The organism is Gulosibacter molinativorax (genome assembly GCF_003010915.2).
Classification (GTDB): domain Bacteria; phylum Actinomycetota; class Actinomycetes; order Actinomycetales; family Microbacteriaceae; genus Gulosibacter; species Gulosibacter molinativorax.
The window spans coordinates 340,446-366,404 of record NZ_CP028426.1 but is presented as its reverse complement, the minus strand read 5'-3'; the positions used below and the strand labels follow the sequence as shown (position 1 = coordinate 366,404).

Sequence of the window (25,959 nt, the reverse complement as noted above, 5' to 3'; positions counted from 1 at the left end):
GGATCCCTAGCTCTCGCGGACGCACGCGACGGTGATGCGGCCATCCTCGCCCGTGCCGAGGCCGTGCGTGATGCCCTTGAACCCTGGGAAGCGCGTCGCGAGTTCAGCTTCTGTGCGCAAGTAGTTGACGATTCCTTCGGTCACGCGCTCGCCCGGCACAAGCAGGGGGATTCCCGGCGGGTAGGGCGTGAGCAACACCGCGGTGATTCGCCCCGCAAGCTCGTCCAGGGAGACGTGCTCGATGCGACCCGTGGTCATCGCGGCCCACGCATCCGAGGGCAGCATCGCGACCTCGGGCTCGTCGAGGTAGACGTCGGTCGTGAGGTTCGCGAAGTCCCCCGCCCGATAGGCGCCGTGCAGCGCATCGCAAAGCTCGCGCAGTCCGAAGTTGTTGTAGAGCGGATGCACGGCGACGAACTCTGGCATCACTTCGCGCAGCGGCGCATCGCGGTCGTAGGCGCGCTTGAACCGGTGTAGCTCCGCAATCAGCGTGTTCCAGCGGCCCTTCGTGATGCCGATCGTGAAGAGCACGAACAGCGAATACAGCCCGGTCTTTTCGACCACGATGTCGTGCTCGGCAAGGTACTTCGTGAGCACGAGCCCGGGGATGCCCGTCCTATCAAAGGTGCCGTCGGTGTCGAGCCCCGGGGTCATCAGCGTGACCTTGATTGGGTCGAGCATCGTGAAGCCCTCGTCGACGTGCTCGAAACCGTGCCAGTGCTGGTCGTTCGTGAGTTCCCACTCGGCACGATCGGCGAGGCCCTCGCGCGCCGGTGTGTCGGGACCCCACACGCTGAACCACCAGTCGTCGTTCTCGGTCTCTTCCGCGATGCGGATGATCGCGCGACGGAACTCCATCGCCTCCATGATCGTCTCCTCGACGAGGGCATGGCCGCCCACGCCCCGCATCATCTCGGCCGAAACATCGCAGCTCGCGACGATCGAGTATTGCGGGCTCGTCGAGGTGTGCATGAGATACGCCTCGTTGAAGATGTTCGGGTCGAGCTGCCGATTCTCGGCGTTTTGCACCAGGATCTGCGAAGCCTGCGAGAGTCCTGCCAAGAGCTTGTGCGTCGACTGCGTCGAGTACACGAGCGATTCCGTCGTGCGGGGCAAGCGCTCATCGACGGCGTGCATCCCGCGGTAGAGCTCGTGGAACCGCGCGTGCGGCAGCCATGCCTCGTCGAAGTGCATAACCTCAATCGCCCCGTCGAGCGTGCGCTTAATCTCCTCGGCGTTGTACACGATGCCGTCGTACGTGCTCTGCGTCAAGGTCAGGATGCGCGGGGTCACGTCGGGGTCGTCAATGAACGGATGCGCGGCGATCTTGTCGCGGATCGACTCGGGACTGAATTCGGCGCGCGCAATCGGACCGATGATGCCGGCGCGGTTGCGCGTGGGCTTGAGGTAGATCGGGATCGCGCCCGTGAGCATGATCGCGTGGAGGATCGACTTGTGGCAGTTGCGGTCCACGATGACTACGTCGCCGGGAGCGACCGCCGAGTTCCAGACGATCTTGTTGGACGTCGAGGTGCCGTTCGTCACGAAGTAGAGGTGGTCGGCGCCGAAGGTCTCCGCCGCTCGCGCTTCCGATTCCGCGACCGGCCCGGTGTGATCGAGCAGCTGGCCGAGCTCCTCGACCGCGTTGCACACATCCGCCTGCAACATGTTCTCGCCAAAGAAGTCGTGAAAGAGCGTGCCGACCGGCGACTTCAGGAACGCCGTGCCCCCGGAGTGGCCGGGCGTGTGCCACGAGTACGCGCCGTCGTTGGCGTAGTGCATTAGTGCGCGGAAGAACGGCGGCGCGAGGCGTTCGACGTAGCGGTTGGCCTCGCGCTGAATCAGCCGTGCCACGAACGAGGGCGTGTCCTCGAACGCATTGATGACACCCGCGACTTCGCCCAAGACGTCGTCGGGGATGCGCCGCGCGGTGAGCTGTTCCCCGTATAGGTACACCGGAATCTCGGCGTTTTCGGCCCGGACCTCGCGCACGAATCGCTGCAACGCCTCGGAGCCGTCGTTGGCTGCCTCGTCGTCGAGCGCTGCCTGATCGACGTGATAAATGATCGTCGACGAGTCGGTGAATACGCGTCCGTACGATCCCGCGTGGCCGGTTCGCTGCAGCGTCTCCACGTTCGCGCCACGCTGCTCGAGTTCCGGCAGCAGGTCATCGATTGGATGCCGGAGGCGCAACGCGTCATCGCGTCGATCGGTCAGGACAGCAATTGAGAAGCCGGTGTTCTTCACCCGGGTCTCCTTTCGTTGTTCGATTCGTGTTGGTAAGTGCGGCTACCAGCCGCCGTACTGGGCGATGGTGTCGAGCGGCACGTGCTTCGCCGCGACGTCATCGATCGCTGTGAGGATGCACTCGATCCCCTCGAGCAGCTCCGCCTCGCCGATGACGAGCGGCGGGGTGATCTCGAGGACGTTGTCGCGCACGACGTACAGCGCACATCCGAGCTCCCACGCGCGGTACACCGCGAGCGCGGCGACCTGATCGGGCGAGAACCCGGCCACGCTGCCCAGCTCGAGGCCGAGCAACAGGCCGCGACCCCGCACATCCACCACAGCTGCGTGCCCCGGCCGGTCGCTTGCCCGATAGGTCTCGAGCGCCTGCCGCGCGATTTCCCCGAGGCGTGCGGTCCGCCGCGCGAGCGATCCGTCCTCGAGCAGGTCGAGCACGGCATTGGCCGCGGCGGCCGGGATAGGCGCACCGGCGGTGGTCAACAGCGCGGATGCGCGGGGTTCGGAAAGCGCGTCGCGGGGACCGACGGCGGCCGAGACCGGGAGTCCGCCGCCGAGCGATTTCCCGAGCGTAACGAGATCGGGCCGCACATCGGTGGCCTGGTACGCCAACAGCTGCCCGGTGCGGCCCAGCCCAGCTTTGACCTCGTCCACGACGAGGAGCACGCCATGTGCATCGCAGAGCTCACGAACGAGCGGCAAGAAATCGGCGGGCGGCACGAGGACTCCGCCGTCGCACTGCACGGCCTCGACGATGACAGCCGCAAAGTCCTCCGTTGCGAGCAGCGATGTGAGCTGGGCCCGCGTGTGGTCGAGGTCGCTCTGGGCCACCGGATACTCGACCAGCCGCGACTGCGGCGCATCCTGCCCCACAGGGATGCCGATACCCGAGACCTGCTCGGACGGCCCATGCCCGCCGTGGTAGCTGCCGCGGAACGCGACGATCCCGCTTCGCCCAGTAACGTGACGGGCGGCGGCAATCGCGACCGTGTTCGCGTCGGTCCCGCCGAGACCGAGGTAGGCGCGCTTCTCTGCCCGATCGGTCTCGCGCAGCGGCACGAGGTCGATGAGGCCCTCGGCCAGTCGCGTGGTTTCGTCGATCGCGCTCGAGAGCACGGATGCGCCGCCACCGTTCCGTGCGGCGGCCGAGATGGCCTCTGCGACGGCTTCGTTCCCATGCCCGAAGGCCGCCGCCGTCCAGCTCGCCGAGAAGTCGAGGACCTCACGGCCGGCCGAAGTACGCAGCCACGCCCCTAGCCCACCCGAGATCGACTGCGGGAAGAATCGCAGGTGCTCTACCCCGGCGACCGCCTGCTGGTCGCGCGCATACGCGGCAAGCTCCGCCTCGCGCTGGTCATTCGTGATCGGCTTGGGCAATGGCATTCCTTTCGTGGTCCCGCATCCTTGCGGGCGCTTCCAGTTGGGTGCGCAGCGGATCCATTCGATTCAGCCGCGCCAGGCCGGGCTCGCCGATACGCGCGACGGCGCTTTCGCACAGCGCCTCGACGAGCGCCATCGCGGGCACGAGTGTGTCGGATGGACCTCGTGCCTCGACGCGGCAACTCAGTACGGCATCCGCAAACTTCGCGATCGGCGACAGCCAGCGGTCGGTGATCACCGTGATCCGGGCCCCGGCGCGCTTCGCCTGCTCGGCGATGAGCTCGGTCGCGGGCGAATACCGCCGAAAATCAAACACGATCCAGACATCCCCGCGCGGTCCGGAGTCCGCCAACAGGTCGACGCGGCCAATCGCATCCTGCGGACACAGGCGCATCCCGGGGCGATACATCGAGAGCTCCCGCACGAGATACTCCGCGAGCAATCCGGAGAAGGCGCCGCCCACGGAGACGATGCCGGTGCGCGCATCCGAGAGCCATTGCAGCAGCTGCTCGACCTCAGATTCCCGCAGGGCCGTGAAGGTCTTGTCGATGCCAGCGAGATACACCGATTCGGATGCGCGCAGCTGCTCGAGCGCGCCCGCCGCTGCGCCGCTCGGAGCGCGTCGCTGGGCGATCGATAGTGCCGAGTCCTCTCGTGCCTGCATCTCGCCGCGGAGGCTGTCCTGGAATTCTCGATAGCCGTCGAAGCCCAGGGTCTTCGTGAACCGCACGATCGTTGCCGCACTCACCCCGGCCGCCTCGGCAAAGCGATGCACGCTCGTGAGCCCCGCCACGGGATAGTCGCTCAGCAGCGTCCGGGCGGCGCGCCGCTCAGCATTCGTCAGCGCCGAGAACCGCACGTTGATGCGTTCGGTCACGCTCTCGCTGGAGTGCTGGGCGGCTGCTTCGATCATGCCTGCTCCGCGTCGATTCTCCGCGCGCCGGCAAGGTACCCTGCGATGAGAGTCTTCGCGACGCGCTCGATCGCGTCCTCGTCCGGCAGGAACGTCGGGTCGTGCAGCGAGACGCCGTCACCGAGCACCCCGACAAAGCACATCACGCTCGGGACCGCCTCGCTGAAGAATGAGAAGTCGTCCGCCCCGAGCGAGCGCATCGGTTCGGTGTGCCCGAGGCCGAGGGATTCGAGCACCGAGTCGAGTTCGGCCGCGAGCATCGCGTCGTTCGCGAGCTCCGGCTCGCCCTCGGTGTGGGTCAGCTCGGCGGTGCAGCCGAATGCTAGCGCCTGGTGTTCGGCGAAGGATGCGAGAACTTGCGCGAGTCTGCGACCCTCGGCCGATGAGGTGGTGCGGATGGTCGCAAAGACTCGGCCCTCCCCGGGCAGGACGTTCGACGCGCCCGAGCCCACTGTGATCGTGCCGACGCTCACGACCGCCGGAGCCATCGGGTCCGAGTTACGGCGCAGCGTTTCGGGGAGGCCCGTCACGATCTGGGCGACTGCGGTTGCGACGTCCGCACCCTGGTGCGGATACGCGCCGTGACCGCCGCGCCCCGAAACCCGAATATCGAGCTCGCCCGCCGCGGCATTGACGAAGCCAGCGCCAGTCGCGACGCTCCCGACGGGAACCCCGGGATGGACGTGGGCGCCGATCATGTGCGCGATGCCGTACTGCTCGAGCCGCCCCTCCCGCACGATGTCGCGCGCGCCCGAGGGATACGCCTCCTCGCGTGGCTGCAGTACCGGGACGAGGCCGTATGGCAACTCGAGATGCTTTGCCGCGCGAACGACCGCGGCGAGTGCCGCGAGGTGCACGTCGTGTCCGCACGCGTGCATCGCGCCGTTTGTTGCCGACCACCCGAGCCCGGTCGCCTCGGTCACCGGCAGCGCATCCAGCTCGCCGCGAAGCCCGATCGCGAGCCCGGCGCTCGGCCCGACTCTGCCGATGCCGCCGGTATCGGCGGTGCGCTCCATGTCCAGCTCCATCGCCTTCGCGACGAGGTCGGTCGTCTCCCGCTCGTCGCCGCTCACGCGCGGCTCGAGGTGGAGTGCCCGGCGTAGTTCACGCGCGCCCGCGAGTTCAGTTGCGAGCGCGCTGAGCCACTCGCTTGCGAGGGTGTCGTATGCGTGCGTCATTCCCCTCCGATCAGCCCGAGCGGGTCGAACCCGTACAGGCGCGCGGCATTGTCGTAGCCGATCATGCGCGCGACGCGTTCGCACTGCTCGACCGGCCAGCGGTCGAGCTTCGCAAACCGCGTGAGCGCAGCCGTCAAGCCGCGACGAAACAGCATCGCGCCGAGATAGTAGAGCTCCGCCGCACCCCAGGCGTCGCTGCTGAACAGGATCTTCCCGAACGGTGCGAGCTCGAGCGACTCCGCGATGATTTCTTCGCTGCGAGAGCCGGTGTAGTTGATTCCGAGCCCCACGTCGAAATAGACGTGCGGGAAAACGTCGGCGAGGTAGCCCGCCTCGCGGTGGAACGGATAGCAGTGCAGGAGCGTGAACCGCGCGCCGCTGTCGATGCTCGCGCGCAGCAGCCGCGTCAGCAGCAGCGGGTTGCAGCGGTGCAGGTCGACGTCGTCGTCGCCGTATCCGACGTGGACCTGAATCACGCACGCGCGATCAATCGCGAGCCAGATGAGGTGGCGAATCATTACCGAATCGTCGAGCCGGATGCTCCCGGTGGCAGCGAGCAGCCGGGCCGCGGCGGCCTCGACCTCGCGACGCTCGGGGCGCGCATCCTCGAAATCGAAGCCGATGCGGTAGGCCGCGATCGTCTTGACGCCGACCGCGGTCTCGAGCCGCGCATCCAGCTCGCATGCGATCTCGGCGACCGCCTCCGTGCTCGTCGCGGTACCCGTGTCCCGGAGCCGCTCGAAGACGTCCTCGGCAAGCCGCTCGAGTCGAACGATCTCGCACTGGTGGGCCTTCGCCATCTCGGCCATTTGCTCGGGGCCGAGGATGCGGTCCGCACCGTGACCGGTCTCGATCCCGTACACCGTGATGTGCGCCGCGCGAAGCAGCCGCCGGTTGACCTCTTCGGCACCGAGCTTGCGGCGGCGGGCGATGTACTCGTCCGGCTCGCAGAACGGCTCGAGCCCGAGGATCGGCGCGCAGTTCGCGAGCACCTGGAATCCCACCTGCGAGTCGAAGCGGGTCGTGCCCGCAGTGGCAGGGCGCGAGGATTCGGAGATCAGCGCCTCGAATTCCACGCGATCGACGTCGGTGGGGATGACGCCGTGACAGTGGTGGTCGAACAGCGGCACATCGCCCAAGTCGAGCGAGTCGAGAGTCCTAGTAGACATTCGCGTAGACCTCGCAGACCTCGGCTGGTGTCTTGTCGCGCAGCTGCGCGACCTCCTCGCGCTTGACGGCCAGGAACGTCGTGATCCAGTTCGGCACGAACCACCTGCGGATGGCATCGCTCGCCTCGAGCGCATCGAGCGCGCCTTCGAGACTCTCTGGAAGTCGCTTCAGGTCGCGGTGCTTGCCGTCGAGGTCGAGTTCCCCCTCGATCACTTCGGCCGGCTCGAGATCCTCGTCGATTCCGGCAAGTCCGGCCCGGATAAGCACGCCGAGCAGCAGCCACGGGTTCGCCCCGATATCGCTGCCACGGAACTCGAAGTGCAGCTGTTTCGACGGGTCGCGCCCGTTCAGCTCGTTGGTCGGGCAGATGCGCAGGAGGGCCTCGCGGTTCTGGAGGCCGAAGAAGGCGCGGGCCGTCGACCAGTTGTGCGGGGCGAGGCGATCGTAGCTAGTGACGAGCGGCGCGAAGAGCGCGGTGAACTCCGGCGCGTACTTAACGATGCCCGCGGCGAACTTCGCGCCGAGCTCCGAGACTCGACCGGGTGCGGCCGCGTCCCACAGGGCCGGCGAACCGTCGTCGTGCGTGATACCCATGTGTACGTGGACGCCGCTGCCGCCCGCGCCGGGGCGAACGACCGGCGAGAAGCTCGCGTGCCGACCGTGCGCCTGATACAGGTCATACACGACATCGCGCACGAGAATCGCGCGGTCCGCGGCGCGCATCGGGTCGCTCGGCTTGACGGTGATCTCGTACTGGTGCTCCGCGTATTCGGGCAGCCAGTTCTCGGGCTCGAGGCCGGCGCGACGCAGGATGGTCACGAGCTCCGCGCCGATCGGATCAGCCGCGCGGAAGCTTTGTAGCGAGAAGGGATGCGGTTCGGTCGTCGCCGAGAGATCGACGAACTCGTGCTCGAACGCCGCGGACATCTCGAGCCCGTGCCTACCGAGGTCCGCGATGGCCTCGCGGAGGAAATTGCGGGAACACGATTCCCACGGCGTCCCGTCGGTGTTGATGATGTCGGAGAAGACGATGTTGAGCGGCGTGCGGCCGGGCACCCCATCGATCCGGTAGCGCGCGTCGAGATCGGGCTTGAGCCGCAGATCACCCGAGGAGCCGTAGGGAATATCGTCGACGATGTGGCCGAGCGACCCGATGCCGAGGTTCGCGGGTACCCAGCCCACCGTCGTGTCATCGCGGAAGTCCTCGGCGGGCACGGCACGACCCTTGGTTCGCGCGGAAATATCCGTCGTCGCGAGGAAAATCAGTTCGTCGGGTCGTTCATTCATAGGTCGGTGTCCTCCACGGTCAGGCGAGCGCCGATTCGCTTCGCGAGCGACGGCCTACTCAGCACAATGATGAGACCAAGGATGCACCACGCACCGGCCAGCCATGGGAAATACGTGTACGGCGGTTCCTGACCGACGATCTGAATGACGTACACGTACACAAGGAAAACGAGCGCCAGCACCGGGAAGATGAGCTCCCATTTGGGAATGCCGGAGGATTTCGTGAAGGTGAAGCGGATCACGCCGACGGCGGTCATCCCGTAGGCGACCACCATGCACAACGTGCCCATCGTCGCGTACCAGTAGTACGCATCCACGCTCGTGGCACCGAAGGCGCCGAGCGCGAGCGCCATGAGAGTCGTGAGGATGACGACGAACATGACCGCGATCGAGGGCACCTGCGTAGTCGGGTTCAGCTTCGCGAATGACTTCGGGCCGAAACCGTCACGCGCGAGCGCGAAAAGCAGTCGCGAGGCCGCGGTCGTGGAGCTCAGCAGCGCGCCGAACGCGACGAGGAACGCGATGATCGATATGAGGATCGCGAACCACGGGCCGATATAGGTGGATGAGAGCGTCGTGAGGGTCGAGGATGCGTTCGCGAACGCATCGATGCCAGCCTGGTCGGTGCCGAACCCGATCGTCTGCGCGAACATCATGAAGACGTACACGAGGCCACCGACGATCACCGCGAGCAGCACGGCGCGAGGGATGACGCGCTTCGGGTCGGCCGACTCCTCGGCGAGCGACGTGCCCGACTCGAAGCCTGCCCAAGAGAGGAAGCCGAAGACCGCGGCGGTCATGATGGCGGTGATCGGCGCATCCCCCGGGGTAAGCGTCGTGAAGTCGATGCCCGTGGTTACCGGGGCCGAGCCCGCCGCGATCTTCACGATGATCACGATCGCGAGGATGAGCATCGCGGCGATCCCGACGAAGCCGATGCCGAGGAGGGTGCGCGCGACGATCGCGGACTCGCGCAGCGTCAACACAAGCGCGAGGATGCCGACGAGGGCCGCGACGATCATCCACATGCCGGGTGCGAGGACGACGCCCATCTCCCCCAGCATCGCCTCGAAGAAGACCGCGCACGCGCCCACGATGCAGGCCGCGAAGAAGATATAGGTGCCGAGCAGCGCGAACCCGCCGAAAAAGCCTGCGCGCGGGCCGAGGGTCGAGCCGGCGAGCGCGTAGACCGAGCCCGCGTGAGAGATTCGACGAGTGAGCCGCACGAAGCCGTACGCGACGAAGAGTGTGCCGATGAAGGCGACGAGGAAGGTGAACGGGACCGACTTGCCGACGAGCCCCGCGACGCCGATGCCGTTGAGCGACATCGCCATGACCGGGCCCATGAACCCGATGCCGATTGCGGTGACTTCGAACGTGCCGAGCGGCCGTTTGGTCGTGGGGGTCGCGGCCTCTGCCACGGGATCATTGCTCAATTGCGTCAGCCTTCGCTCATGCAGGAGTGGGATACGCGCCGCTGTGCGCGCACGTTTGACTATGAACCAAACGTTTCAATATCGGCAAAATTAGCATTACTTGAAACATTTGTCTCGTTAGGCGGCCGGTCCGGGCGCGGAAAACGACGGATGCCCGCCACGGGATCTCTCCCGGGCGGGCATCGCGGTCGCGGCTGCCTGGCTGCAGCCGCGTGGGCGCGCGTATAGCTGTTTACGGCGCTAGGCGGTGCGGGCGCTAGGCGGTGTACCCCTCGAGCCGCTCGCGCAGCTCAGCGAGCTGTTCGCGCACGCTCGACGGGGCGGTCCCGCCGCGGCCGTCGCGCGTCGCGACCGAACCGTCGATCGTGAGGACCTCGCGCACCTCGGGCGTGAGGTGCAGCGACACGCTCGCGAAGTCGTCGTCGGTCAGTCCGTCGAGGTCGACGCCCTTAGACTCGGCGAGCTTGACGCATCCGCCCGAGATCTCGTGCGCGTCGCGGAACGGCACGTGGCGCTTCACGAGCCACTCTGCGATGTCCGTCGCGAGCGAGAAGCCCTGCGGCGCGAGTTCCCGCATCCGCTCGCCGTTGAACTTCATCGTCGCGATCATCCCGGTGAATGCCGGCAGGACAACGTCGAGCTGCTCGACCGAGTCGAACAGCGGCTCCTTGTCCTCCTGCAGATCGCGGTTGTAGGCGAGCGGCAGCGCCTTGAAGGTCGCGAGCAGGCCAGTCAGGTTACCGATCAGGCGGCCGGTCTTGCCGCGCGCGAGCTCGGGGATGTCCGGGTTCTTCTTCTGCGGCATGATGCTGGAGCCGGTCGAGTACGAGTCGTCGAGCGTGACGAAGTCGAACTCCTTCGTGTTCCAGAGGATGATCTCTTCGCTGAGGCGCGAGACGTCGATCGCGACCTGGGCGAGGACGTACGCGTACTCGGCGACGAGGTCGCGCGACGCGGTGCCGTCGATCGAGTTCGGCGAGGACGCCGAGAACCCGAGATCCTTCGCGACCAGGGTCGCATCCAGCCCGAGCGTCGAGCCCGCGAGCGCGCCCGAGCCGTATGGCGACTCGTCGAGGCGACGCAGCAGGTCGCGGATGCGGTCGAGGTCGCGCACGAGCGGCCACGCGTGTGCGAGCAGGTGGTGCGCGAGCAGCACCGGCTGCGCGTGCTGCAGGTGCGTGCGACCCGGCATGATGACGTCGAAGTTCGTCTCCGCCTGCTGCGCGATGGCGCCCGCGAGCGCCGCGATCTGGCCGGTCAGGTCCTTCGCGGTGTCGCGGATGTACATCCGGATGAACGTCGCGATCTGGTCGTTTCGGCTCCGGCCCGCGCGCAGCTTGCCGCCGAGCTCGTGACCCGCAATTTCCATGAGGCCGCGCTCGAGAGCCGAGTGCACATCCTCATCGGCCTCCGCCGCGACGAAGCTGCCGTCGGTAACGCGACGCTCGAGCTCGTTGAGCGCGCTAACCATGCCGTCGAATTCGGCGTCGGTGAGATAACCGGCCTTGTTCAGCGCGCGGGCGTGCGCGCGGGAACCGGCGAGGTCGTAGTGCGCGAGCTTCCAGTCGAAGTGAGTCGACTTCGAAAGGCGTGCGAGTTCGGGCGAGGGACCGCCAGCGAAGCGGCCACCCCAGAGGGCGCCGTCTTCGCTCGCGCGGGACTGTGATGAGTTGGCCATAGCGATACTCCGTGTTGTCGAATCGGTGAGGTCTGGGATGCGCCGAGCGCTAGCCGCGCAGTGTTAGCTGCACAGCGCTAGCCGCGCAGCGTTAGCCGCGCAGCGCGACGGGCTCGTTACGGGACTTCGCGAGCAGCCACGCGAGCAGCGCCTTCTGCGCGTGGAGGCGGTTCTCCGCCTCGTCCCAGATGACCGACTGCGGGCCGTCGATGACGTCGGCGTCGACCTCGAAGCCGCGATCTGCGGGCAGGCAGTGCATGAAGATCGCATCCGGCTTGCCGAGCTTCATCACGTCGGTCGTGACGCGATAGCCCTCGAAGGCCTCGATGCGCTCCTGGCGCTCGGCCTCGAGCCCCATCGACACCCATGTGTCGGTCACCATGACGTCGGCGTCGACCGCGAGTTCCTCGATCGAGGTGCCCACGGCGATCGAGCCACCGGTCTCGGCGGCGATCTTCGTGGCGTCGTCCACCACGTTCTGCCGCGGGAGGTAACCCTCAGGCGAAACCACGGCCACGTGCATCCCCGCGACCGCGCCGGCGAGCAGGTACGAGTGGCCCATGTTCGACAGGCCGTCGCCAACGAACACGAGCTTGCGGCCCTTCGTGTCACCCTTGTGCTCGCGAATCGTCAGGAGGTCGGCGAGGAGCTGGCACGGGTGGAAGTCGTCGCTCAGCCCGTTGACAATGGGCACGCGCGCGCCATCCGCCATCTGCTCGAGGCCCGACTGCGCGTAGGTGCGCCACACGACAGCCGAGACCATACGTTCGAGCACGCGAGCGGTGTCGGAAGGGGTCTCCTTACCGCCGAGCTGGCTGGATGCGGTGGTGAAGATGAGCGGGCTACCGCCGAGCTCCGAGATGCCGACGTGGAAGGACACGCGCGTGCGGGTCGAGCTCTTGTCGAAGATGACCGCGACGGTCTGCGGCCCCTCAAGCGGTCGAGCCGCAAAGCGGTCCTGTTTGAGCGCGGCCGCGAGATCGAGGATCTCGGACTGCTCGGCTGGTGTCACATCGTCGTCGCGGAGGAAATGGCGAATCATTCCGTCTCTTTCATGGTTATTAGGAATTGGGATACCAATCCGTCACCTCGGTGCCGAAGCCCTCCTTGGTGAAGACTTCAATCAGCGTCGAGTGCGGGATTCGCCCATCGATAATTGTCGCGTGCTTCACCCCGCCGTCGACGGCCTCGATGCACGCTTGTGCCTTGGGAATCATGCCCGATTCGAGCGTCGGAAGCATGCCGCGCAGCTCGTCGGCCGTAATAAATGCCGCGAGCGAGCTCTTGTCGGGCCAGTTTCGGTACAGGCCCTCGACATCGGTGAGCATGACGAGCTTCTTCGCGCCGAGCGCCACCGCGAGCGCCGCCGCGGCCCGGTCGGCGTTAATGTTGAGCGCCTTGCGGGGTTGGTCGATGTCGCTCGCGATCGTCGAGACCACGGGGATGCGCCCGGCCGCGATATCGGCCAGGACGACGTTCGGGTTCACCGCGACGATCTCGCCAACGAGACCGAGGTCGACGGGGTTCCCCGCCGCATCCGTGGTCTTGCGCTTCGCCTGGAAGAGCCCCGCATCCTCGCCCGAGGTGCCGGTGGCGACTGGCGCGAGGTCGTTGATCGCGGACACGAGCTCGCGGGCCACCTGGCCACCGAGCACCATGCGGACGACCTCCATCGCCTCTTCGGACGTGTAGCGATAGCCCGCGCGAAACTCCGACTCGATGCCGAGCCGGTCGAGCATCCGCGAAATGTGCGGGCCGCCGCCATGCACGACGACGGGCTGCACGCCCGCGTAGCGCATGTACGCGATGTCCGAGGCGAACGCCTCGATCAGCTCCGGATCGATCATCGCGTTGCCGCCGAACTTCACGACGATAATCTCGCCGTGATAGCGCTGCATCCAGGGCAGAGCCTCGATGAGGGTTTCTACTTTCCCCGCGGACTGCGCGTAGCGGGGATCGGCCGGGACTTCCGATTCGGTTGTCATGTTGCCTTTCGTACTACTCACCGTGGCTACGAGGAGTAGGCACTGTTCTCGTGCACGTAATCGTGGGTGAGATCGTTCGTCAGAATCGTCGCGGTCGCGTCTCCCGCGTGCAGGTCGATGAGCACCTCGGTCGCGCGCGGCGTGAGGTCGACACTATCGACCGGCGCGTGCGGGGTGCCCGCCTTGCAGACCATGATGCCGTTCATCGACACGTCGATCGCCTGCGGGTCGAACTGCGCGCTCGTCGTGCCGATCGCTGCGAGCACGCGGCCCCAGTTCGGGTCGTTGCCGAAGATCGCGGCCTTGAAGAGGTTCGAGCGGCTGACCGCACGGGAGACGTCGACGGCCTCCTGCTCGCTCGCGGCGCCCGTCGTGATGATGGTGATGTCGTGGCTTGCACCCTCGGCATCCTGCTGCAGCATCTTCGACAGGGCCGCGCACACCTCGGTGAGCAGGCGCGTGAATTCCTCGATCTCGGGGGTCACGCCGGATGCGCCCGAGGCCATCAGCGCGACGGTGTCGTTGGTCGACATGCAGCCGTCGGAGTCGACGCGGTCGAAGGTCAGTCGCGTGGCCTGGCGCAGCGCCGCGTCGAGCTGCGCGGATTCGAGGTCGGCGTCGGTCGTGATCACGACGAGCATGGTCGCGAGGCCCGGCGCGAGCATCCCCGCACCCTTCGCCATCGCGCCGATCGAGTAGCCCGAGCCTTCGCGGGTCGAGACCTTGCGGACCGAGTCGGTGGTCAGGATGCCGTCGGCCGCGTTGCTGCCCGCCTGCTCGTCGGATGCGAGTGCCGGGTATGCCTGGTCGAGGCCAGCCAGGAGCTTGTCGCGCCACCCCTGGTCGCCCATCCCGATGAGGCCCGTGGAGCACACGAGGACGTCGCCCGCGCCGATGCCGAGGTGCTCGGCCGTACGCTCGGCCGTGAGCCGGGTCGTTTCCGCGCCAAACTCGCCGGTGAAGCAGTTCGCGCCGCCGGAGTTGAGGGCAATCGCCGAGACGGTGCCGTCGCCGACGACCTTGCGCGACCACGTCACGGGGTGCGCCTCGCAGCGGTTTTCGGTGAACACGGCGGCCGCCGCGGCCGAGGGTCCGTCGTTCACGACGAGCACGACGTCCAATCCACCGCTGTTCTTGAGTCCGGCCTCTACGCCAGCTGCTCGGAAACCCTTCGGGGTGGTTACGGTCACGGTGCTACTCCATTGATCGGCAGGCTGTGGGATTCTTCGATGCCAAGGGCGATGTTGGCCGACTGGATGGCCGCGCCGGCGGTGCCCTTACCAAGATTGTCGAGGGCGCTGATGACGATCAGGCGTCCGGCACGCTCATCTATGCCAAACGCGATCTGCGTGCGGTTCGAGCCGTTGACATCCGCGGTGCGCGGGTAGGCGCCGTCTTCCATCAGTTCGATAAAGGTCTCGTCGCCGTACGCATCCTCGAACACCTCTCGCACCTTGGCGAGATCGACGCCCTCGGCGATGCTTGCGGTGCTGGTCGCGAGAATCCCACGCGCCATCGGCACGAGGACGGGGCTGAAGCTGAGCCGCACATCCTTGCCGGATGCGTTGCGCAGGTTCTGACGGATCTCCGGGTTGTGGCGATGGCCGCCAAACGCGTTGTACGGGGCGGCGTTACCGAGCAGCTCGCTCGCGAGCATCGAGACCGAGGCCTTCTTGCCAGCGCCCGACGGGCCGACCGCGAGCACTGTCGAGATGTCGTCCGTGCCGATGATGCCCGCTCGCAGCGCCGGGGCGAGCGCGAGGGTGACCGCGGTGGCGTTGCACCCCGGTACCGCGATACGACGCGTGTCAGTCAGGTTCCGGCGTTGCTTGCCGCCGTCTTCCAGAATCAGCTCGGGCATCCCATAGGTCCAGGTGCCAGCCCAATCGCCCGGGTAATAGTCGGTCCAGTCCTGCTCGCGCTCGAGGCGGTGGTCAGCACCGGCATCGATCACGAGGGTGTCGGCTGGCAGGGCCTCGGTGAGCGCACCGGACTTGCCGTGCGGCAGCGCGAGGAAAACGACGTCGTGACCGGCCAGGACCTCTGGGGTCGTCTGCTCGAGGACGAGGTCGCCGTAGCTGGCGAGATGCGGGTGCACGGATCGCAGTCGCTCCCCGGCCTGCGAATGCGCGGTGACGGTGCGGACCTCAAACTCGGGGTGCGTCGCGAGCAGGCGGAGGAGCTCTCCCCCGCCGTAGCCCGACGCACCCGCAACTGCTACAGAAAACGTCATACCCACCATCCTACGCCCGGCGCGAAGTCGTACCCTTGTTAGGTACACCTTCATAAACCTAGGACTCCCTTGACTGACACCCACGCACCAACATCCGTCCCGGCGTTGACCGATGAGCGAGCCCGCGAACTGCGCGCCGACTTCCCGATCCTCGCCCAGCGGGTGCATGACACCCCCCTCGTCTACCTCGACTTCGGGGCAACGGCGCAGCGCCCGCAGGCGGTGCTCGACGCCGAACGCGCGTTCGTCACGGAGCACAATTCGGCAGTACACCGTGGCTCGCACGAGCTCGCCGCTCTCGCAACCGGCGACTACGAGGACGCTCGCGAGACGGTCGCCGCCTTCGTCGGCGCCGACGCCGACGAGATCGCGTGGCAGGCAGGCGCTACGGATGCGCTCAACACCATCGCAAACGGCATCGCGGCGGCGTCGCGCGGTCGCGGCGGGGATGCATCCGCACCGCTGCGACTCGAGGCCGGCGACGAGATTCTCATCACCGAGGCCGAGCACCATGCGAACCTCGTGCCCTGGCAGGAACTCGCGCTCGCCACCGGCGCGACCCTGCGCTACGTGCCCGTGAACGACCACGGCACCTGGGCCCTCGACGATCTTCGCCCGCTCGTCTCGGACCGCACTCGCGTGATCGCGTTCGCGCACGTGTCGAACGTCACCGGGCTGATCGCTCCGGTCGAGGAAATTGTGGCTCTGGCTTCGACGGTCGGTGCCGTCACGGTGCTCGATGCGTGCCAGTCGGTGCCGCATCGCCCGGTCGATTTTCACGCGCTCGGCGTCGACTTCGCCGCGTTCTCGGGCCACAAGATGGCGGGTCCCAACGGCATCGGCGTGCTGTACGGCCGCCGCGAGCGTCTCGCGCAGTTGCCGCCGGCGCGCACCGGTGGCTCGATGATCGAGGTCGTCACGATGGAGGCGACCACCTTCATGGCTCCCCCGACGCGCTTCGAGGCCGGCACGCAGCCCGTCTCGCAAGCGGTCGCGCTGGCCGCGGCCTGCCGCTACCTCGCCGAGGTTGGGATGTCGGCGATCCGGGATCACGAGGAGGCGCTCGGCGCTCGCATGGTTGCCGAGCTCTCGGCCATCGAGGGCGTGACCGTCATCGGAAACGACGCCTCGGTACCTCGCTCGGGCCTCGCATCCTTCATCATCGACGGCGTACATGCGCACGACGTGTCGCAGTACCTGGATGCGGCGGGCATCGCCGTGCGCGCCGGTCACCACTGCGCGCAACCGCTGCACCGCCGCCTCGGCGTGACCGCGTCGACGCGAGCCTCGAGCTACCTCACCACAACCGACGACGAAATCGATGCGCTTATCGAGGCCGTCTCGGGAATCCGCGCCTACTTCGGAGCGAACCGATGAGCGCCCTCGACGGGCTGTACCAGGACATCATCCTCGACCAGGCGCGCCAGCGCGTCGGCGAGGGCGAGATCGACCCGTTCGACGCCGAGCACTTCGAGAAGAACCCGTCCTGCGGCGACGAGATCCGCCTGCGCGTGCGCCTCGACGGCGATCGCATCGAGTCGATCGGCTGGGTCGGCGACGGCTGCTCGATTTCGATGGCGTCCACTTCTATCCTCGTGACCCAGCTCGTCGGCCGTTCGGTTGCGGATGCGCGGCTCGGCATCGACACGATGCGCACGATGCTGCGCTCCCGCGGCAAGGCCTCGGTCGCCCCGGACTCGGACGAGGGCGAGCTCATCGGCGACGCGATCGCGCTGGAGGGCGTCGGCAAGTACGTGATGCGCGTGAAGTGCGCGATGCTCAGCTGGGTCGCGCTCGAGGCAGCGCTCCGCGAGGCCGACGCGAGCTAGTTCGCTCGTGTAGCCGGAGTCGCCACGACAAAAAGCACGTATGGGCTATCAGGAGCCGAATAGTCCCTCCTAATAGCCCATACGTGCTTCAAATTGCAGCAACCCTACGCGCGGATGGTCGCCCCGTAGAGTTCGGCGGCACGCGCCGCACCCGCTTCCTTGGCCTCGGTCGCCTCAGCTGCGGTTAGCGTGCGGTCGGTCGCGCGGAATCGCAGCGCGAACGTCAGCGACTTCTGGTCGTCCTCGAGTCCGCGACCGCGGTAGTCGTCAACGAGGTAGATCGCCTCAAGCAACGAGCCGGCACCGCTCTGCACGGCCGCAAGCACGTCGCCAGCGGCCACCGAAACGGGCACCACGAGCGAGAGGTCCTGCGTCGCCGCGGGGAACCCGACGATAGTGCCTGCAGATACGTGGCGCTCCGACTTCTCCAGGATGAGGTCGACATTCAGCTCGACCGCAGCAACAACGCGAGGCAGGTCGCGCTCTTCGGTCACTGCAGGATGCAGTTCGCCAGCGAAGCCAACCGAGGATTCGGTCCCGGCGGCGTCAACGATGTACACCTCGGCGCAGCGGCCCGGGTGGAACGCCTGGTGCGAGCCCTGACGCACCCGAAGGTCGCCCGCGGTCGCAAGGCCGACGCGCTGCACGAGCTCGATCGCATCCTCCCAGCCGTAGTCAACCGCCTCGACCCCGGGCTGCTTCGCGGTGCGGTCACCGATCAGCAACGCGCCGAGGTGGTACGGCTGCGGCGGGATGCCGTCGTTCAGTTCCGCGAGCTTCTCGTCAGACGGGCGTTCGGCCAGCGGCGGCAGCTCGTCGACGCCGTACTCCACTCCGGCAACGGGGAGGAACACACGCCCGAGCTCGAAGATCGCGAGGTCGGTCATGCCGCGCGACTCGTTGCGGTGCGCGACCCCAACCAGGCCGGGAAGCATGCTGCGGCGCATCCACGCGGCCTTCGCATCCATCGCGTTCTGCAACTTCATCTGCGAGACCGGAGAACCGTCGGGCGACGAGAACAGCGCGTTCTCGGTGTCGGACAGAAACGGGTAGCTCAGCACCTCGACCTTGCCGGTCGCGGCGAGCACGTCGCTCAGCTGCCGGCGCAGCGTCTGCTCGCGCGTGAAGCCGTGACCTTCGGGCGACTGCGGCAGGATCGCCGGGATGCGGTCGAAGCCCTGCAGACGGCCGACCTCTTCCACGAGGGTGACCTCGCTCGTGAGGTCGTGACGCCACGTCGGCGGAACAACCGAGAGGACGTCCGCGTCGCGGTCTCCGCGAATCTCGCAGCCCACGGCCTCGAGCGAATCGAGTACCTCGGCACGCGAATAGTCGATGCCCATGAGCTGGGCAGGGAAGCCGATGGGCAACGAGATCGCCTCGCGCTCCCGAACCTCGCCAATGACGCTGCCGACAGGCTGCAGCGTGCCGCCCGCGAGCGACACGAGCAGTTCGGCGACTCGCGCGCCCGCAGGCACCGTCACGGCGGGGTCAACACCGCGGTCGAAGCGGCGCGAGGCCTCGGAGGGCAGCTTGTGGCGACGCGCGGTACGCGCGATCGAGATGGACGAGAAGTTCGCGGCCTCGATGAACACGTTGGTCGTCGTATCGGAAAGCTCGGTCTCGGCACCACCCATGACGCCCGCGAGACCGATCGGGCCGCGGTCGTCGGTGATCAGGATGTCCTCGTCCGACAGCTTGCGCTCGTTCCCGTCGAGGGTCGTGAGCTTCTCCCCCGCCGCGGCACGTCGCACGTGGATTCCGCCTTGCAGCTTGTCGAGGTCGTAGCCGTGAATCGGCTGGCCGAGCTCGAGCATCACGTAGTTCGTGATGTCGATCAGCAGCCCAAGCGAGCGAATGCCCGCAAGGCGCAGGCGCTGCGCCATCCAGGAAGGCGTCGCGCGGGCCGGGTCGACGCCGGTCACGACGAAGCCCGCGAACATCTCGCTGATCTGCTGACCACGCACGGCCGACTCGTCGGCGATCGTCACCGGCACGCGCACGGCGGCGGGGTCGGATGCGACGCCCCCCTGGGCGATGTCGGCAAGCTCTTGGCGCAGGGCCGGGTCCCGGAAGGATGCGCCGGTCGCGTGCCCATACTCGCGCGCGAGTCCGCGCATCGACATCGCGTAGCCGCGGTCCGGGGTCACGTTGACCTCGACCGCGACGTCGTTCAGGCCGAGTAGCGGCAGCGCGGGAGTGCCCGGCTCCGCGGTGATGCCGCGCTCGCCGAGCACGATGATGCCGGCATGGTCGTCGCCGAGGCCTAGCTCACGCTCGGAGGCGATCATGCCGTCCGAGACGTGCCCGTAGGTCTTGCGCGCCGAGATGTGGAAGTCGCCCGGCAGCTCCGCCCCCGGCAGCGCTACGACGACAAAGTCGCCCGCCTCAAAGTTGTGGGCACCGCACACGATGCCGCGCACATCCGCGCCACCATCGGCCAACTGCTCACCCTCGGGCGCGACGCGCACCTGGCACCAGTTGATCGTTTTGCCGTTGGACTGCGGCTCGGGGATTCGCTCAAGCACCTCGCCGACTACGACCGGTCCGGACACGCCGGCGGCGTGAATGGCTTCGTCCTCGAGACCGATCCGGACGAACGCGTCGAGCACCTCGCGAGGCGTTGCATCCTCCGGTACGTCGACGTACTCGCGGAGCCAAGAAATTGGGGCGCGCATCCCTAAATCACCATTCCAAACTGTTCGCTGAATCGCACATCGCCCTCGACGATGTCGTGCATGTCGGTGAGCTCATTGCGGAACATAAGCGTCCGCTCGATCCCCATGCCGAATGCAAAACCCTGATATTCCTCGGGATCGAGGCCCGCGGCCTTAAGCAAGTTCGGGTGGACCATGCCGCAGCCGCCCCACTCAATCCAGCGCGGCCCGCCCTTTGCGAGCGGGTGCCAAATGTCCATCTCGGCGCTCGGCTCGGTGAACGGGAAGAAGTTATTGCGCAGGCGAATCTTCGCCTCCTCGCCGAACATCGCCTTCGCGAAGTGCTCGAGCGTGCCGCGCAAGTGCGCCATCGTGAGGTCCTTGTCGATCGCAAGGCCCTCGAACTGCATGAAGACCGGGGTGTGGGTCGCATCCAGCTCATCGGTGCGGAACGTGCGGCCCGGCGCGAGGATGTACAAGGGCGCGCCGCGCTCGATCATCGAACGCATCTGCAGCGGCGACGTGTGGGTGCGCAACAGCATGTGGCGGTCCGCGGGCTCGACGAAGAACGTGTCCTGCATTTCGCGAGCCGGATGGTCCGGGTCGAAGTTCAGCGCGTCGAAGTTGTACCACTCGCTCTCGAGCTCGGGGCCATCCACGATGTCCCAGCCCATGCCGACGAAGATGTCGCTCACGCGGTCGCGGAGCATCGTCAGCGGATGGCGTGCGCCATTTCGCTCACGGATGGGCGCAGCGGTGACATCGACGGTCTCGGCCTCGAGACGTGCGGCTTCCTCCGCGGCCGCGAGCTCTTCCTCGCGGGCCGTAAACGCCTGGTTGATCTCGCCGCGAGCGCTGCCGACGAGCTTGCCCGCATCCTTCTTAAACTCCTTGGGCACTTCGCGCATCATGGAGTTGAGCTTGGCAATCGGCGAGCCTTCGCCGACGTGCTGCGAGCGCACCTGCTTCAACGCCTGCGCGTCGGGAGCCTGTGCGATCGCCTCGAGGGCGTCACTCACCGCGGCCGATACGGCCTCCGGGGTGATCGGATTTTCAGTCGAATTGGTTGCAGACACGAAGCCCAAGTCTAGTCACTTGGGAGCTAGGGTGCGTTCTCTCCCCGCGTCCGCCCGGTGAGCCCGTCCGGCTGCCCGATGGAGAGCAGCGACGTGTCGATTCCGGTCTGCCCCGGTGGTGGAGTGGCTGCAGGTCCGTCCTTCTTATTACCCTTCCGCGTTGCGCCGACGGCCTGGCTACCCGAGCGCCGAGCCAGCCAGCGCGCGAAGGCACTGAGGGACAGGTTCACGATGAGGTAAATGATGAGCGTGAGGAAGAACAGCGTGAACGAGTATCGTCCCGAGCCGTAGAAGTCCTTGAGCTGGTAGGACACGCGCAGCAGCTCGGGGTACGCAACGATGTACGCGAGCGAGGTGTCCTTGAGCAGTACGACGAGCTGCGCCACGATGATCGGCAGCATCTGGCGGAAGGCCTGCGGCAGCTCGATAATGAAGCGAGTCTGCATGCCAGTGAACCCGAGGGATGCGGCCGCCTCCGACTGACCGCGTGGCAGCGATGCCACGCCGGAGCGAAGCGCCTCGCCAATGATCGCGCCGTTGTAGACCGCGAGTGCCCAGACCACCGCCCAGTAGTCGCCGACCTTCAGGCCGAGCAGGATGAACAGCATCATCAGCAGCACCGGCATGCCTCGGAAGAACTCGAGCAACACCGTGGTGGGGATGCGGATGAACGGATTTTTCGCCATCCGGCCGAGCGCGAATAGCACGCCGATGATGATCGCGAGCACCGCCGCGAGGCCTGCCGCACGCAGCGTTCCCAAGACTAGTCCGCGCCACAGCAACCCCTGCCAGAGCACGGGCTCGAGGGCGATGTCCCAGCGCGAAGGATCCCACAGGCCGGCCAGTGTCGCGCCGCCAGCGGTCTCGCGCGGCTGCCCGAGGGCGAAGATGAACCAGCCCAGGAGGATGACAATAACGGCGGTGGAGATGAACGAGATAACGCGGGACCGGGCGCGCGTGCGGGGACCGGGCGCATCGTAAAGAACTGAAGAGCTCATCGGAGCACCGCAACCTTTCGCTCGACGTAGGAGGCAATCAGCCCGAGCGGGATAGTGATCACGAGGTATAGCAAGGCGATGCCGAAGAGGATTCCGATGACCTGGTCACCGTGACGGTTCGCGAGCGTCTTCGAGATCGCGACCATCTCGACCACGAGGAAGCCGGATGCGACCGAAGTGTTCTTGGCGAGCGCGATAATCACGTTGATGAGCGGCGGGACGACCATGCGCATCGCCTGCGGCATGATGATCAGCGACACCGTCTGCCCGAAATTGAACCCCAGGGATCGGGCGGCCTCGGCTTGGCCCAGCGGCACACCGTTGATGCCGGAACGTAGCGCCTCCGCGATGAACGGCGAGGTGTACACCGACAAGGCGATGTAGGCGCCGATCGTGGAATCCACGCCGAAATCGAGCACCGGGAGGACGACGATGATGAGGAAGAAGACGAGCGTCAGCGGGGTGTTTCGCACCAGCTCGGTGTAGACGGTCGCGATGTTGCGCATCGCTGGCACGGGTGAGATGCGAAGGAAGGCGATGACGATGCCGATCACGGCGGCGCCGATCGCGCCGACGGCGAGCAGTCGCAGGGTCATCAAGAAGCCCTGCAACACCAGGTCGAAATTCTCAAAGATCGCAGTCATTGCGTCCTATTTCGTCGGAGTTGGTGGTGGAACGGGTGGCGCCGAGTGATCACTCGGCGCCACCCGAGGATGCTCGCTAGTAGCGGTCGACCGCGGGCGGTTCCGGCAGGGCGAGGTTGTCGCCAACCGTCGAGGTCCAGGCCGTTTCCCAGCGACCGTCCGCCTCCGCGGCTTCGAGGGTGTCGTTGATGAAGGTGCGGAACTCGTCGTCACCCTTGGCGAGGCCGATACCGTATGGCTCCTCGGTGAAGGTGCCGTCGACGACCTCAAACTCTCCGTCGTTCTGGTCGGCAAGACCAGCGAGGATCACGTTGTCAGTGGTCAGCGCGTCCGCCTGGCCCGAACGGATCGGCTCGATGCAGTCCGAGTACTTGTCGACTGTGATGATGTTGTCCGTGTACTCCCGGATGTTGTCTTCCGAGGTCGAGCCGGTGACCGTGCAGACCGTCGCGTCACCGAGGGTCGATGGGTCCGAGGTAATGCCCTTCGGGTTTCCGGTCGGCACGAGGAATGACTGGCCGGCAACGTAGTACGGGCCAGCAAAGTCGATGACTTCCTTACGCTCGTCGTTGATCGTGTAGGTCGCGACGACGATGTCGACCTGACCATCCTGGATGAACGGCTCGCGGTTCTGCGAGACCGTTTCCTTCCAATTAATGTTTTCGGGTGCGATGCCGAGCTCTGCCGCAATGATCTTCGCGATTTCGACGTCGAAGCCCTCGGGGGTGCCGTCGGGACCTGCGAGGCCGAACAGCGGCTGGTCGAACTTCGTACCGACCGTGATCGAGCCGGCGGCCGCGAGTTCCGCCATCGTGGTGCCTTCGGCGAATTCCGGGTTCTCCACCACCTCTGGTTCTCCGCCACCGCCGCCTGAACAGCCACTCAATACGAGAGCCGCGGCTGCGGCAAGGGCCAATCCGGATATTGCTTTTCGAAACTTCACGAAAACTCCTATGTTTTGTGTCGATCTATTGTTGTGGTGAGAAGAAATTGGCTTAGTTGGTCAGAATCTTCGAGAGGAAGTCTTTTGCTCGGTCGGATTTCGGCGCGGTAAAGAACTCTTCGGGGGTCGCCTCCTCAACAATCGCGCCCTGGTCCATAAAGATCACGCGATCCGCCGCCTTACGCGCGAAGCCCATCTCGTGCGTCACGACCACCATGGTCATGCCCGCGCGGGCGAGCCCGATCATGACGTCGAGCACTTCGTTGATCATCTCTGGGTCGAGCGCCGAGGTCGGCTCGTCGAGCAGGATGAGCTTCGGGTTCATCGCGAGCGATCGCGCAATCGCGACGCGCTGCTGTTGCCCACCCGAGAGCTGGGCCGGCATCTTGTGCGCGTGCTCAGCGACGCCAACGCGCTCGAGCAACTCCATGGCGCGCTTGTTGGCCTCTTGCTTCGACTGCTTCCGCACCTTGATCGGCGCGAGCGCGACGTTCTCGAGCACTGTCTTGTGCGCGAACAGATTGAAGGATTGGAAGACCATGCCGACATCGCTGCGCAACTTGGCAAGGCCCTTGCCCTCTTCAGGCAGACGAACCCCGTCGATGAGGATTTCGCCCTCCTGAATCGTTTCGAGTCGGTTAATGGAACGGCAAAGCGTCGACTTGCCCGAACCCGACGGCCCGATTACGACGACCACCTCTCCGCGCGCAACAGAAGTATCGATGTTTTTGAGCACGTGGTTCTCACCGAACCACTTATTCACGCCGCGCATTTCGACGAGTGGTCGATCGCTTTTGGCGTCATTGCCATTCTCTTGCTGCATAAGCTCAAGCCTATGGTTTATCAGCCAGTTTCTGGCGCAATGGCGCGGGCTGGTTACAATTTCGTTACCCCGATACAAAAAACACGCGAATTGCGTCGCGCAATTCGCGTGTTTCTCTGCAGATTGCTAGTTACGCATCCTGATCGATAGACTGCGCGGCACGTTGCGCGAATGCGCTTTCGTAGAGGCACACGCTCGCGGCGGCCGCGAGATTCATCGACTCCGCCTGTCCGTAAATCGGGATGGCGAGGGATGCGTCGCACTGCGCCACGAGCTCGGGCGTCAGGCCCCGAGCCTCGTTGCCGAAGACCCACGCGGTCGGCTCGACGAGCGTGCCCGACTGTCGGGCCTCGAAGAGGTCGTCGCCGCGAACGTCGGCGGCCACTACCCGAAGGCCGGCGTTCCGGGCCCGCACCACGGCATCCTCGAACTCGGCCTCGACGGCAATCGGGATGTGGAAAATCGAGCCGGTCGTCGAGCGCACGACCTTGGAGTTGTAGAGATCGACCGAGCGGCCGGTCAGCACCACCGCGTCAGCACCGGCAGCATCCGCGACACGAATAATCGTGCCGAGATTCCCCGGGTCCCGAACTTCCTCGAGAATCGCGACGAGCTTTGGCTCGCCGTCGAAGATGCGCTTCAGCGCGGTGGGAAACTGTTTCGCGACGGCCACAATCCCCTGCGGGTTGCGGGTGTCGGACATCGCGTCGACCGCCTCCTCGCTCGCAAACAGCACCTCGAGCCCGGCGTCCTCGGCGAGTGCCGCAACATCCCGGTGCCGTTCGTACGCGGTGGGCGTCGCGAAGAATTCGACGACGAGGTCTGGCCGCGCCATGAGTGCCTCGCGCACCGCCTGCGGGCCCTCGAGCACGAATTCGGCGCGCTCGGTGCGCTCGGCCTTCTGCGCAAGGCGACGGACGTCACGAACTTTCTGGTTGCGGGCGGATTCGATCATGCAGGGATTCTCCTCGCTAAGTGGGTGATGGAAACGCGTTGGGGGCGGCCGGCCCGATGGGCTGGCCGCCCCCAGAGCGACAAAGCTGAACTACGCGGCGTTCTTCGGAGCCGAGGTGTCGGCCGGAAGCGCTGCCTTGGCCTGCTCAACGATCGCGGCGAAGGTCGCGGGCTCGTTCACGGCGAGCTCAGCGAGCATGCGGCGGTCAACCTCGATGCCAGCCAGGTTTAGGCCCTGGATGAAGCGGTTGTAGGTGAGGCCGTTCGCACGTGACGCAGCGTTGATGCGCTGGATCCACAGGCGGCGGAAGTCACCCTTGCGGTCCTTACGGTGGTCGTAGTTGTAGACAAACGAGTGGATGACCTGCTCTTTTGCCTTGCGGTACAGGCGCGAGCGCTGTCCACGGTAACCGGACGCGTGCTCGAGGATTACGCGACGCTTCTTCTGGGCGTTGACCGCCCGCTTCACACGTGCCATTGCAGTGTTCTCCTAAAAAAAATCTCGGGTTAAAAATGTTTCGGCGTGAGCCG

General features: G+C 66.2%; 22 protein-coding genes. 2 read left to right on the top strand and 20 right to left on the bottom strand.

Features of this window, described 5'->3' with window-relative positions:
- Positions 1-6 precede the first annotated feature (6 nt).
- From GMOLON4_RS01820 to argC, 12 genes are all read right to left on the bottom strand, one after another.
- Positions 7-2,247 (bottom strand): Orn/Lys/Arg family decarboxylase, encoded by a 2,241-nt coding sequence (locus tag GMOLON4_RS01820; protein WP_026937040.1) that lies wholly within the window; start codon positions 2,245-2,247, stop codon positions 7-9.
- Positions 2,248-2,289: 42 nt separating this feature from the next.
- Positions 2,290-3,621, bottom strand: a complete 1,332-nt coding sequence (locus tag GMOLON4_RS01815) for an aminotransferase class III-fold pyridoxal phosphate-dependent enzyme (RefSeq protein WP_051266877.1) — start codon at positions 3,619-3,621, stop codon at positions 2,290-2,292.
- A complete protein-coding gene (locus GMOLON4_RS01810; protein WP_051266875.1) occupies positions 3,599-4,537 on the bottom strand; it encodes a MurR/RpiR family transcriptional regulator in 939 nt (312 codons plus the stop codon). Before GMOLON4_RS01810 ends, GMOLON4_RS01815 begins: the two co-directional genes overlap by 23 nt.
- Positions 4,534-5,715: a M20 metallopeptidase family protein gene (locus GMOLON4_RS01805; RefSeq protein WP_026937039.1), complete on the bottom strand. Its 1,182-nt coding sequence runs from the start codon at positions 5,713-5,715 to the stop codon at positions 4,534-4,536. The genes GMOLON4_RS01810 and GMOLON4_RS01805 overlap by 4 nt, the downstream gene beginning before the upstream one ends.
- A complete protein-coding gene (locus tag GMOLON4_RS01800) occupies positions 5,712-6,884 on the bottom strand; it encodes an amidohydrolase family protein (protein WP_026937038.1) in 1,173 nt (390 codons plus the stop codon). Before GMOLON4_RS01800 ends, GMOLON4_RS01805 begins: the two co-directional genes overlap by 4 nt.
- Positions 6,874-8,172, bottom strand: a complete 1,299-nt coding sequence (locus tag GMOLON4_RS01795) for a type I glutamate--ammonia ligase (protein ID WP_026937037.1) — start codon at positions 8,170-8,172, stop codon at positions 6,874-6,876. The genes GMOLON4_RS01800 and GMOLON4_RS01795 overlap by 11 nt, the downstream gene beginning before the upstream one ends.
- Entirely contained in the window at positions 8,169-9,608 is a 1,440-nt protein-coding gene (locus GMOLON4_RS01790; RefSeq protein ID WP_026937036.1) for an APC family permease, read from the bottom strand. The genes GMOLON4_RS01795 and GMOLON4_RS01790 overlap by 4 nt, the downstream gene beginning before the upstream one ends.
- A gap of 256 nt (positions 9,609-9,864) precedes the next feature.
- Positions 9,865-11,286, bottom strand: a complete 1,422-nt coding sequence (gene argH, locus GMOLON4_RS01785) for an argininosuccinate lyase (RefSeq protein WP_026937035.1) — start codon at positions 11,284-11,286, stop codon at positions 9,865-9,867.
- 91 nt (positions 11,287-11,377) lie between these two features.
- Positions 11,378-12,328 carry an ornithine carbamoyltransferase gene (gene argF / locus GMOLON4_RS01780; RefSeq protein WP_026937034.1) on the bottom strand — a complete coding sequence of 317 codons (951 nt, stop codon included), beginning with the start codon at positions 12,326-12,328 and terminating at the stop codon, positions 11,378-11,380.
- A gap of 19 nt (positions 12,329-12,347) precedes the next feature.
- Positions 12,348-13,271: an acetylglutamate kinase gene (gene argB, locus GMOLON4_RS01775; protein WP_026937033.1), complete on the bottom strand. Its 924-nt coding sequence runs from the start codon at positions 13,269-13,271 to the stop codon at positions 12,348-12,350.
- Between the two features lie 26 nt (positions 13,272-13,297).
- Positions 13,298-14,461: a bifunctional glutamate N-acetyltransferase/amino-acid acetyltransferase ArgJ gene (argJ, locus tag GMOLON4_RS01770; protein ID WP_026937032.1), complete on the bottom strand. Its 1,164-nt coding sequence runs from the start codon at positions 14,459-14,461 to the stop codon at positions 13,298-13,300.
- The gene (argC, locus tag GMOLON4_RS01765) at positions 14,458-15,504 is read right to left on the bottom strand and encodes an N-acetyl-gamma-glutamyl-phosphate reductase (protein ID WP_026937031.1); all 1,047 of its coding nucleotides are present in this window, start codon (positions 15,502-15,504) and stop codon (positions 14,458-14,460) included. Before argC ends, argJ begins: the two co-directional genes overlap by 4 nt.
- Positions 15,505-15,573: 69 nt before the next feature.
- On the opposite strand from argC, the gene GMOLON4_RS01760 reads away from it, so the two are divergent.
- Both GMOLON4_RS01760 and sufU read left to right on the top strand, forming a co-directional pair.
- On the top strand, positions 15,574-16,881 hold the full coding sequence (locus GMOLON4_RS01760; protein ID WP_084147520.1) for an aminotransferase class V-fold PLP-dependent enzyme: 1,308 nt from the start codon (positions 15,574-15,576) through the stop codon (positions 16,879-16,881).
- Positions 16,878-17,333 carry a Fe-S cluster assembly sulfur transfer protein SufU gene (sufU, locus tag GMOLON4_RS01755; protein WP_026937029.1) on the top strand — a complete coding sequence of 152 codons (456 nt, stop codon included), beginning with the start codon at positions 16,878-16,880 and terminating at the stop codon, positions 17,331-17,333. Before GMOLON4_RS01760 ends, sufU begins: the two co-directional genes overlap by 4 nt.
- 104 nt (positions 17,334-17,437) lie before the next feature.
- Here the strand turns inward: sufU and pheT are convergent, their stop codons facing one another.
- From pheT to rplT, 8 genes are all read right to left on the bottom strand, one after another.
- Complete coding sequence (pheT, locus tag GMOLON4_RS01750; protein ID WP_026937028.1) at positions 17,438-20,011, bottom strand: phenylalanine--tRNA ligase subunit beta; 2,574 nt, start codon at positions 20,009-20,011, stop codon at positions 17,438-17,440.
- Between the two features lie 2 nt (positions 20,012-20,013).
- The gene (gene pheS, locus GMOLON4_RS01745; protein ID WP_026937027.1) at positions 20,014-21,066 is read right to left on the bottom strand and encodes a phenylalanine--tRNA ligase subunit alpha; all 1,053 of its coding nucleotides are present in this window, start codon (positions 21,064-21,066) and stop codon (positions 20,014-20,016) included.
- A gap of 26 nt (positions 21,067-21,092) precedes the next feature.
- Positions 21,093-22,064: an amino acid ABC transporter permease gene (locus tag GMOLON4_RS01740; RefSeq protein ID WP_026937026.1), complete on the bottom strand. Its 972-nt coding sequence runs from the start codon at positions 22,062-22,064 to the stop codon at positions 21,093-21,095.
- Positions 22,061-22,708 carry an amino acid ABC transporter permease gene (locus GMOLON4_RS01735; RefSeq protein ID WP_026937025.1) on the bottom strand — a complete coding sequence of 216 codons (648 nt, stop codon included), beginning with the start codon at positions 22,706-22,708 and terminating at the stop codon, positions 22,061-22,063. Before GMOLON4_RS01735 ends, GMOLON4_RS01740 begins: the two co-directional genes overlap by 4 nt.
- 76 nt (positions 22,709-22,784) lie before the next feature.
- A complete protein-coding gene (locus tag GMOLON4_RS01730) occupies positions 22,785-23,555 on the bottom strand; it encodes a glutamate ABC transporter substrate-binding protein (RefSeq protein WP_245575456.1) in 771 nt (256 codons plus the stop codon).
- A gap of 148 nt (positions 23,556-23,703) precedes the next feature.
- Positions 23,704-24,474 (bottom strand): amino acid ABC transporter ATP-binding protein, encoded by a 771-nt coding sequence (locus tag GMOLON4_RS01725; RefSeq protein ID WP_051266873.1) that lies wholly within the window; start codon positions 24,472-24,474, stop codon positions 23,704-23,706.
- 130 nt (positions 24,475-24,604) lie between these two features.
- Positions 24,605-25,429 (bottom strand): TrmH family RNA methyltransferase, encoded by an 825-nt coding sequence (locus GMOLON4_RS01720; RefSeq protein ID WP_026937022.1) that lies wholly within the window; start codon positions 25,427-25,429, stop codon positions 24,605-24,607.
- Between the two features lie 90 nt (positions 25,430-25,519).
- Complete coding sequence (gene rplT / locus GMOLON4_RS01715; protein WP_026937021.1) at positions 25,520-25,906, bottom strand: 50S ribosomal protein L20; 387 nt, start codon at positions 25,904-25,906, stop codon at positions 25,520-25,522.
- Between the last annotated feature and the right edge of the window lie 53 nt (positions 25,907-25,959).

Bases quoted from the DNA above. Each gene is read 5' to 3' on its own strand.
- rplT (WP_026937021.1), bottom strand. From the start codon at position 25,906: ATGGCACGTGTGAAGCGGGCGGTCAACGCCCAGAAGAAGCGTCGCGTA.
- pheT (WP_026937028.1), bottom strand. From the start codon at position 20,011: ATGCGCGCCCCAATTTCTTGGCTCCGCGAGTACGTCGACGTACCGGAG.
- GMOLON4_RS01740 (WP_026937026.1), bottom strand. From the start codon at position 22,064: ATGAGCTCTTCAGTTCTTTACGATGCGCCCGGTCCCCGCACGCGCGCC.
- sufU (WP_026937029.1), top strand. From the start codon at position 16,878: ATGAGCGCCCTCGACGGGCTGTACCAGGACATCATCCTCGACCAGGCG.
- argC (WP_026937031.1), bottom strand. From the start codon at position 15,504: ATGACGTTTTCTGTAGCAGTTGCGGGTGCGTCGGGCTACGGCGGGGGA.
- GMOLON4_RS01800 (WP_026937038.1), bottom strand. From the start codon at position 6,884: ATGTCTACTAGGACTCTCGACTCGCTCGACTTGGGCGATGTGCCGCTG.
- GMOLON4_RS01720 (WP_026937022.1), bottom strand. From the start codon at position 25,429: ATGATCGAATCCGCCCGCAACCAGAAAGTTCGTGACGTCCGTCGCCTT.
- GMOLON4_RS01810 (WP_051266875.1), bottom strand. From the start codon at position 4,537: ATGATCGAAGCAGCCGCCCAGCACTCCAGCGAGAGCGTGACCGAACGC.
- GMOLON4_RS01735 (WP_026937025.1), bottom strand. From the start codon at position 22,708: ATGACTGCGATCTTTGAGAATTTCGACCTGGTGTTGCAGGGCTTCTTG.
- argH (WP_026937035.1), bottom strand. From the start codon at position 11,286: ATGGCCAACTCATCACAGTCCCGCGCGAGCGAAGACGGCGCCCTCTGG.
- GMOLON4_RS01795 (WP_026937037.1), bottom strand. From the start codon at position 8,172: ATGAATGAACGACCCGACGAACTGATTTTCCTCGCGACGACGGATATT.
- GMOLON4_RS01725 (WP_051266873.1), bottom strand. From the start codon at position 24,474: ATGCAGCAAGAGAATGGCAATGACGCCAAAAGCGATCGACCACTCGTC.
- GMOLON4_RS01805 (WP_026937039.1), bottom strand. From the start codon at position 5,715: ATGACGCACGCATACGACACCCTCGCAAGCGAGTGGCTCAGCGCGCTC.
- argF (WP_026937034.1), bottom strand. From the start codon at position 12,328: ATGATTCGCCATTTCCTCCGCGACGACGATGTGACACCAGCCGAGCAG.
- argB (WP_026937033.1), bottom strand. From the start codon at position 13,271: ATGACAACCGAATCGGAAGTCCCGGCCGATCCCCGCTACGCGCAGTCC.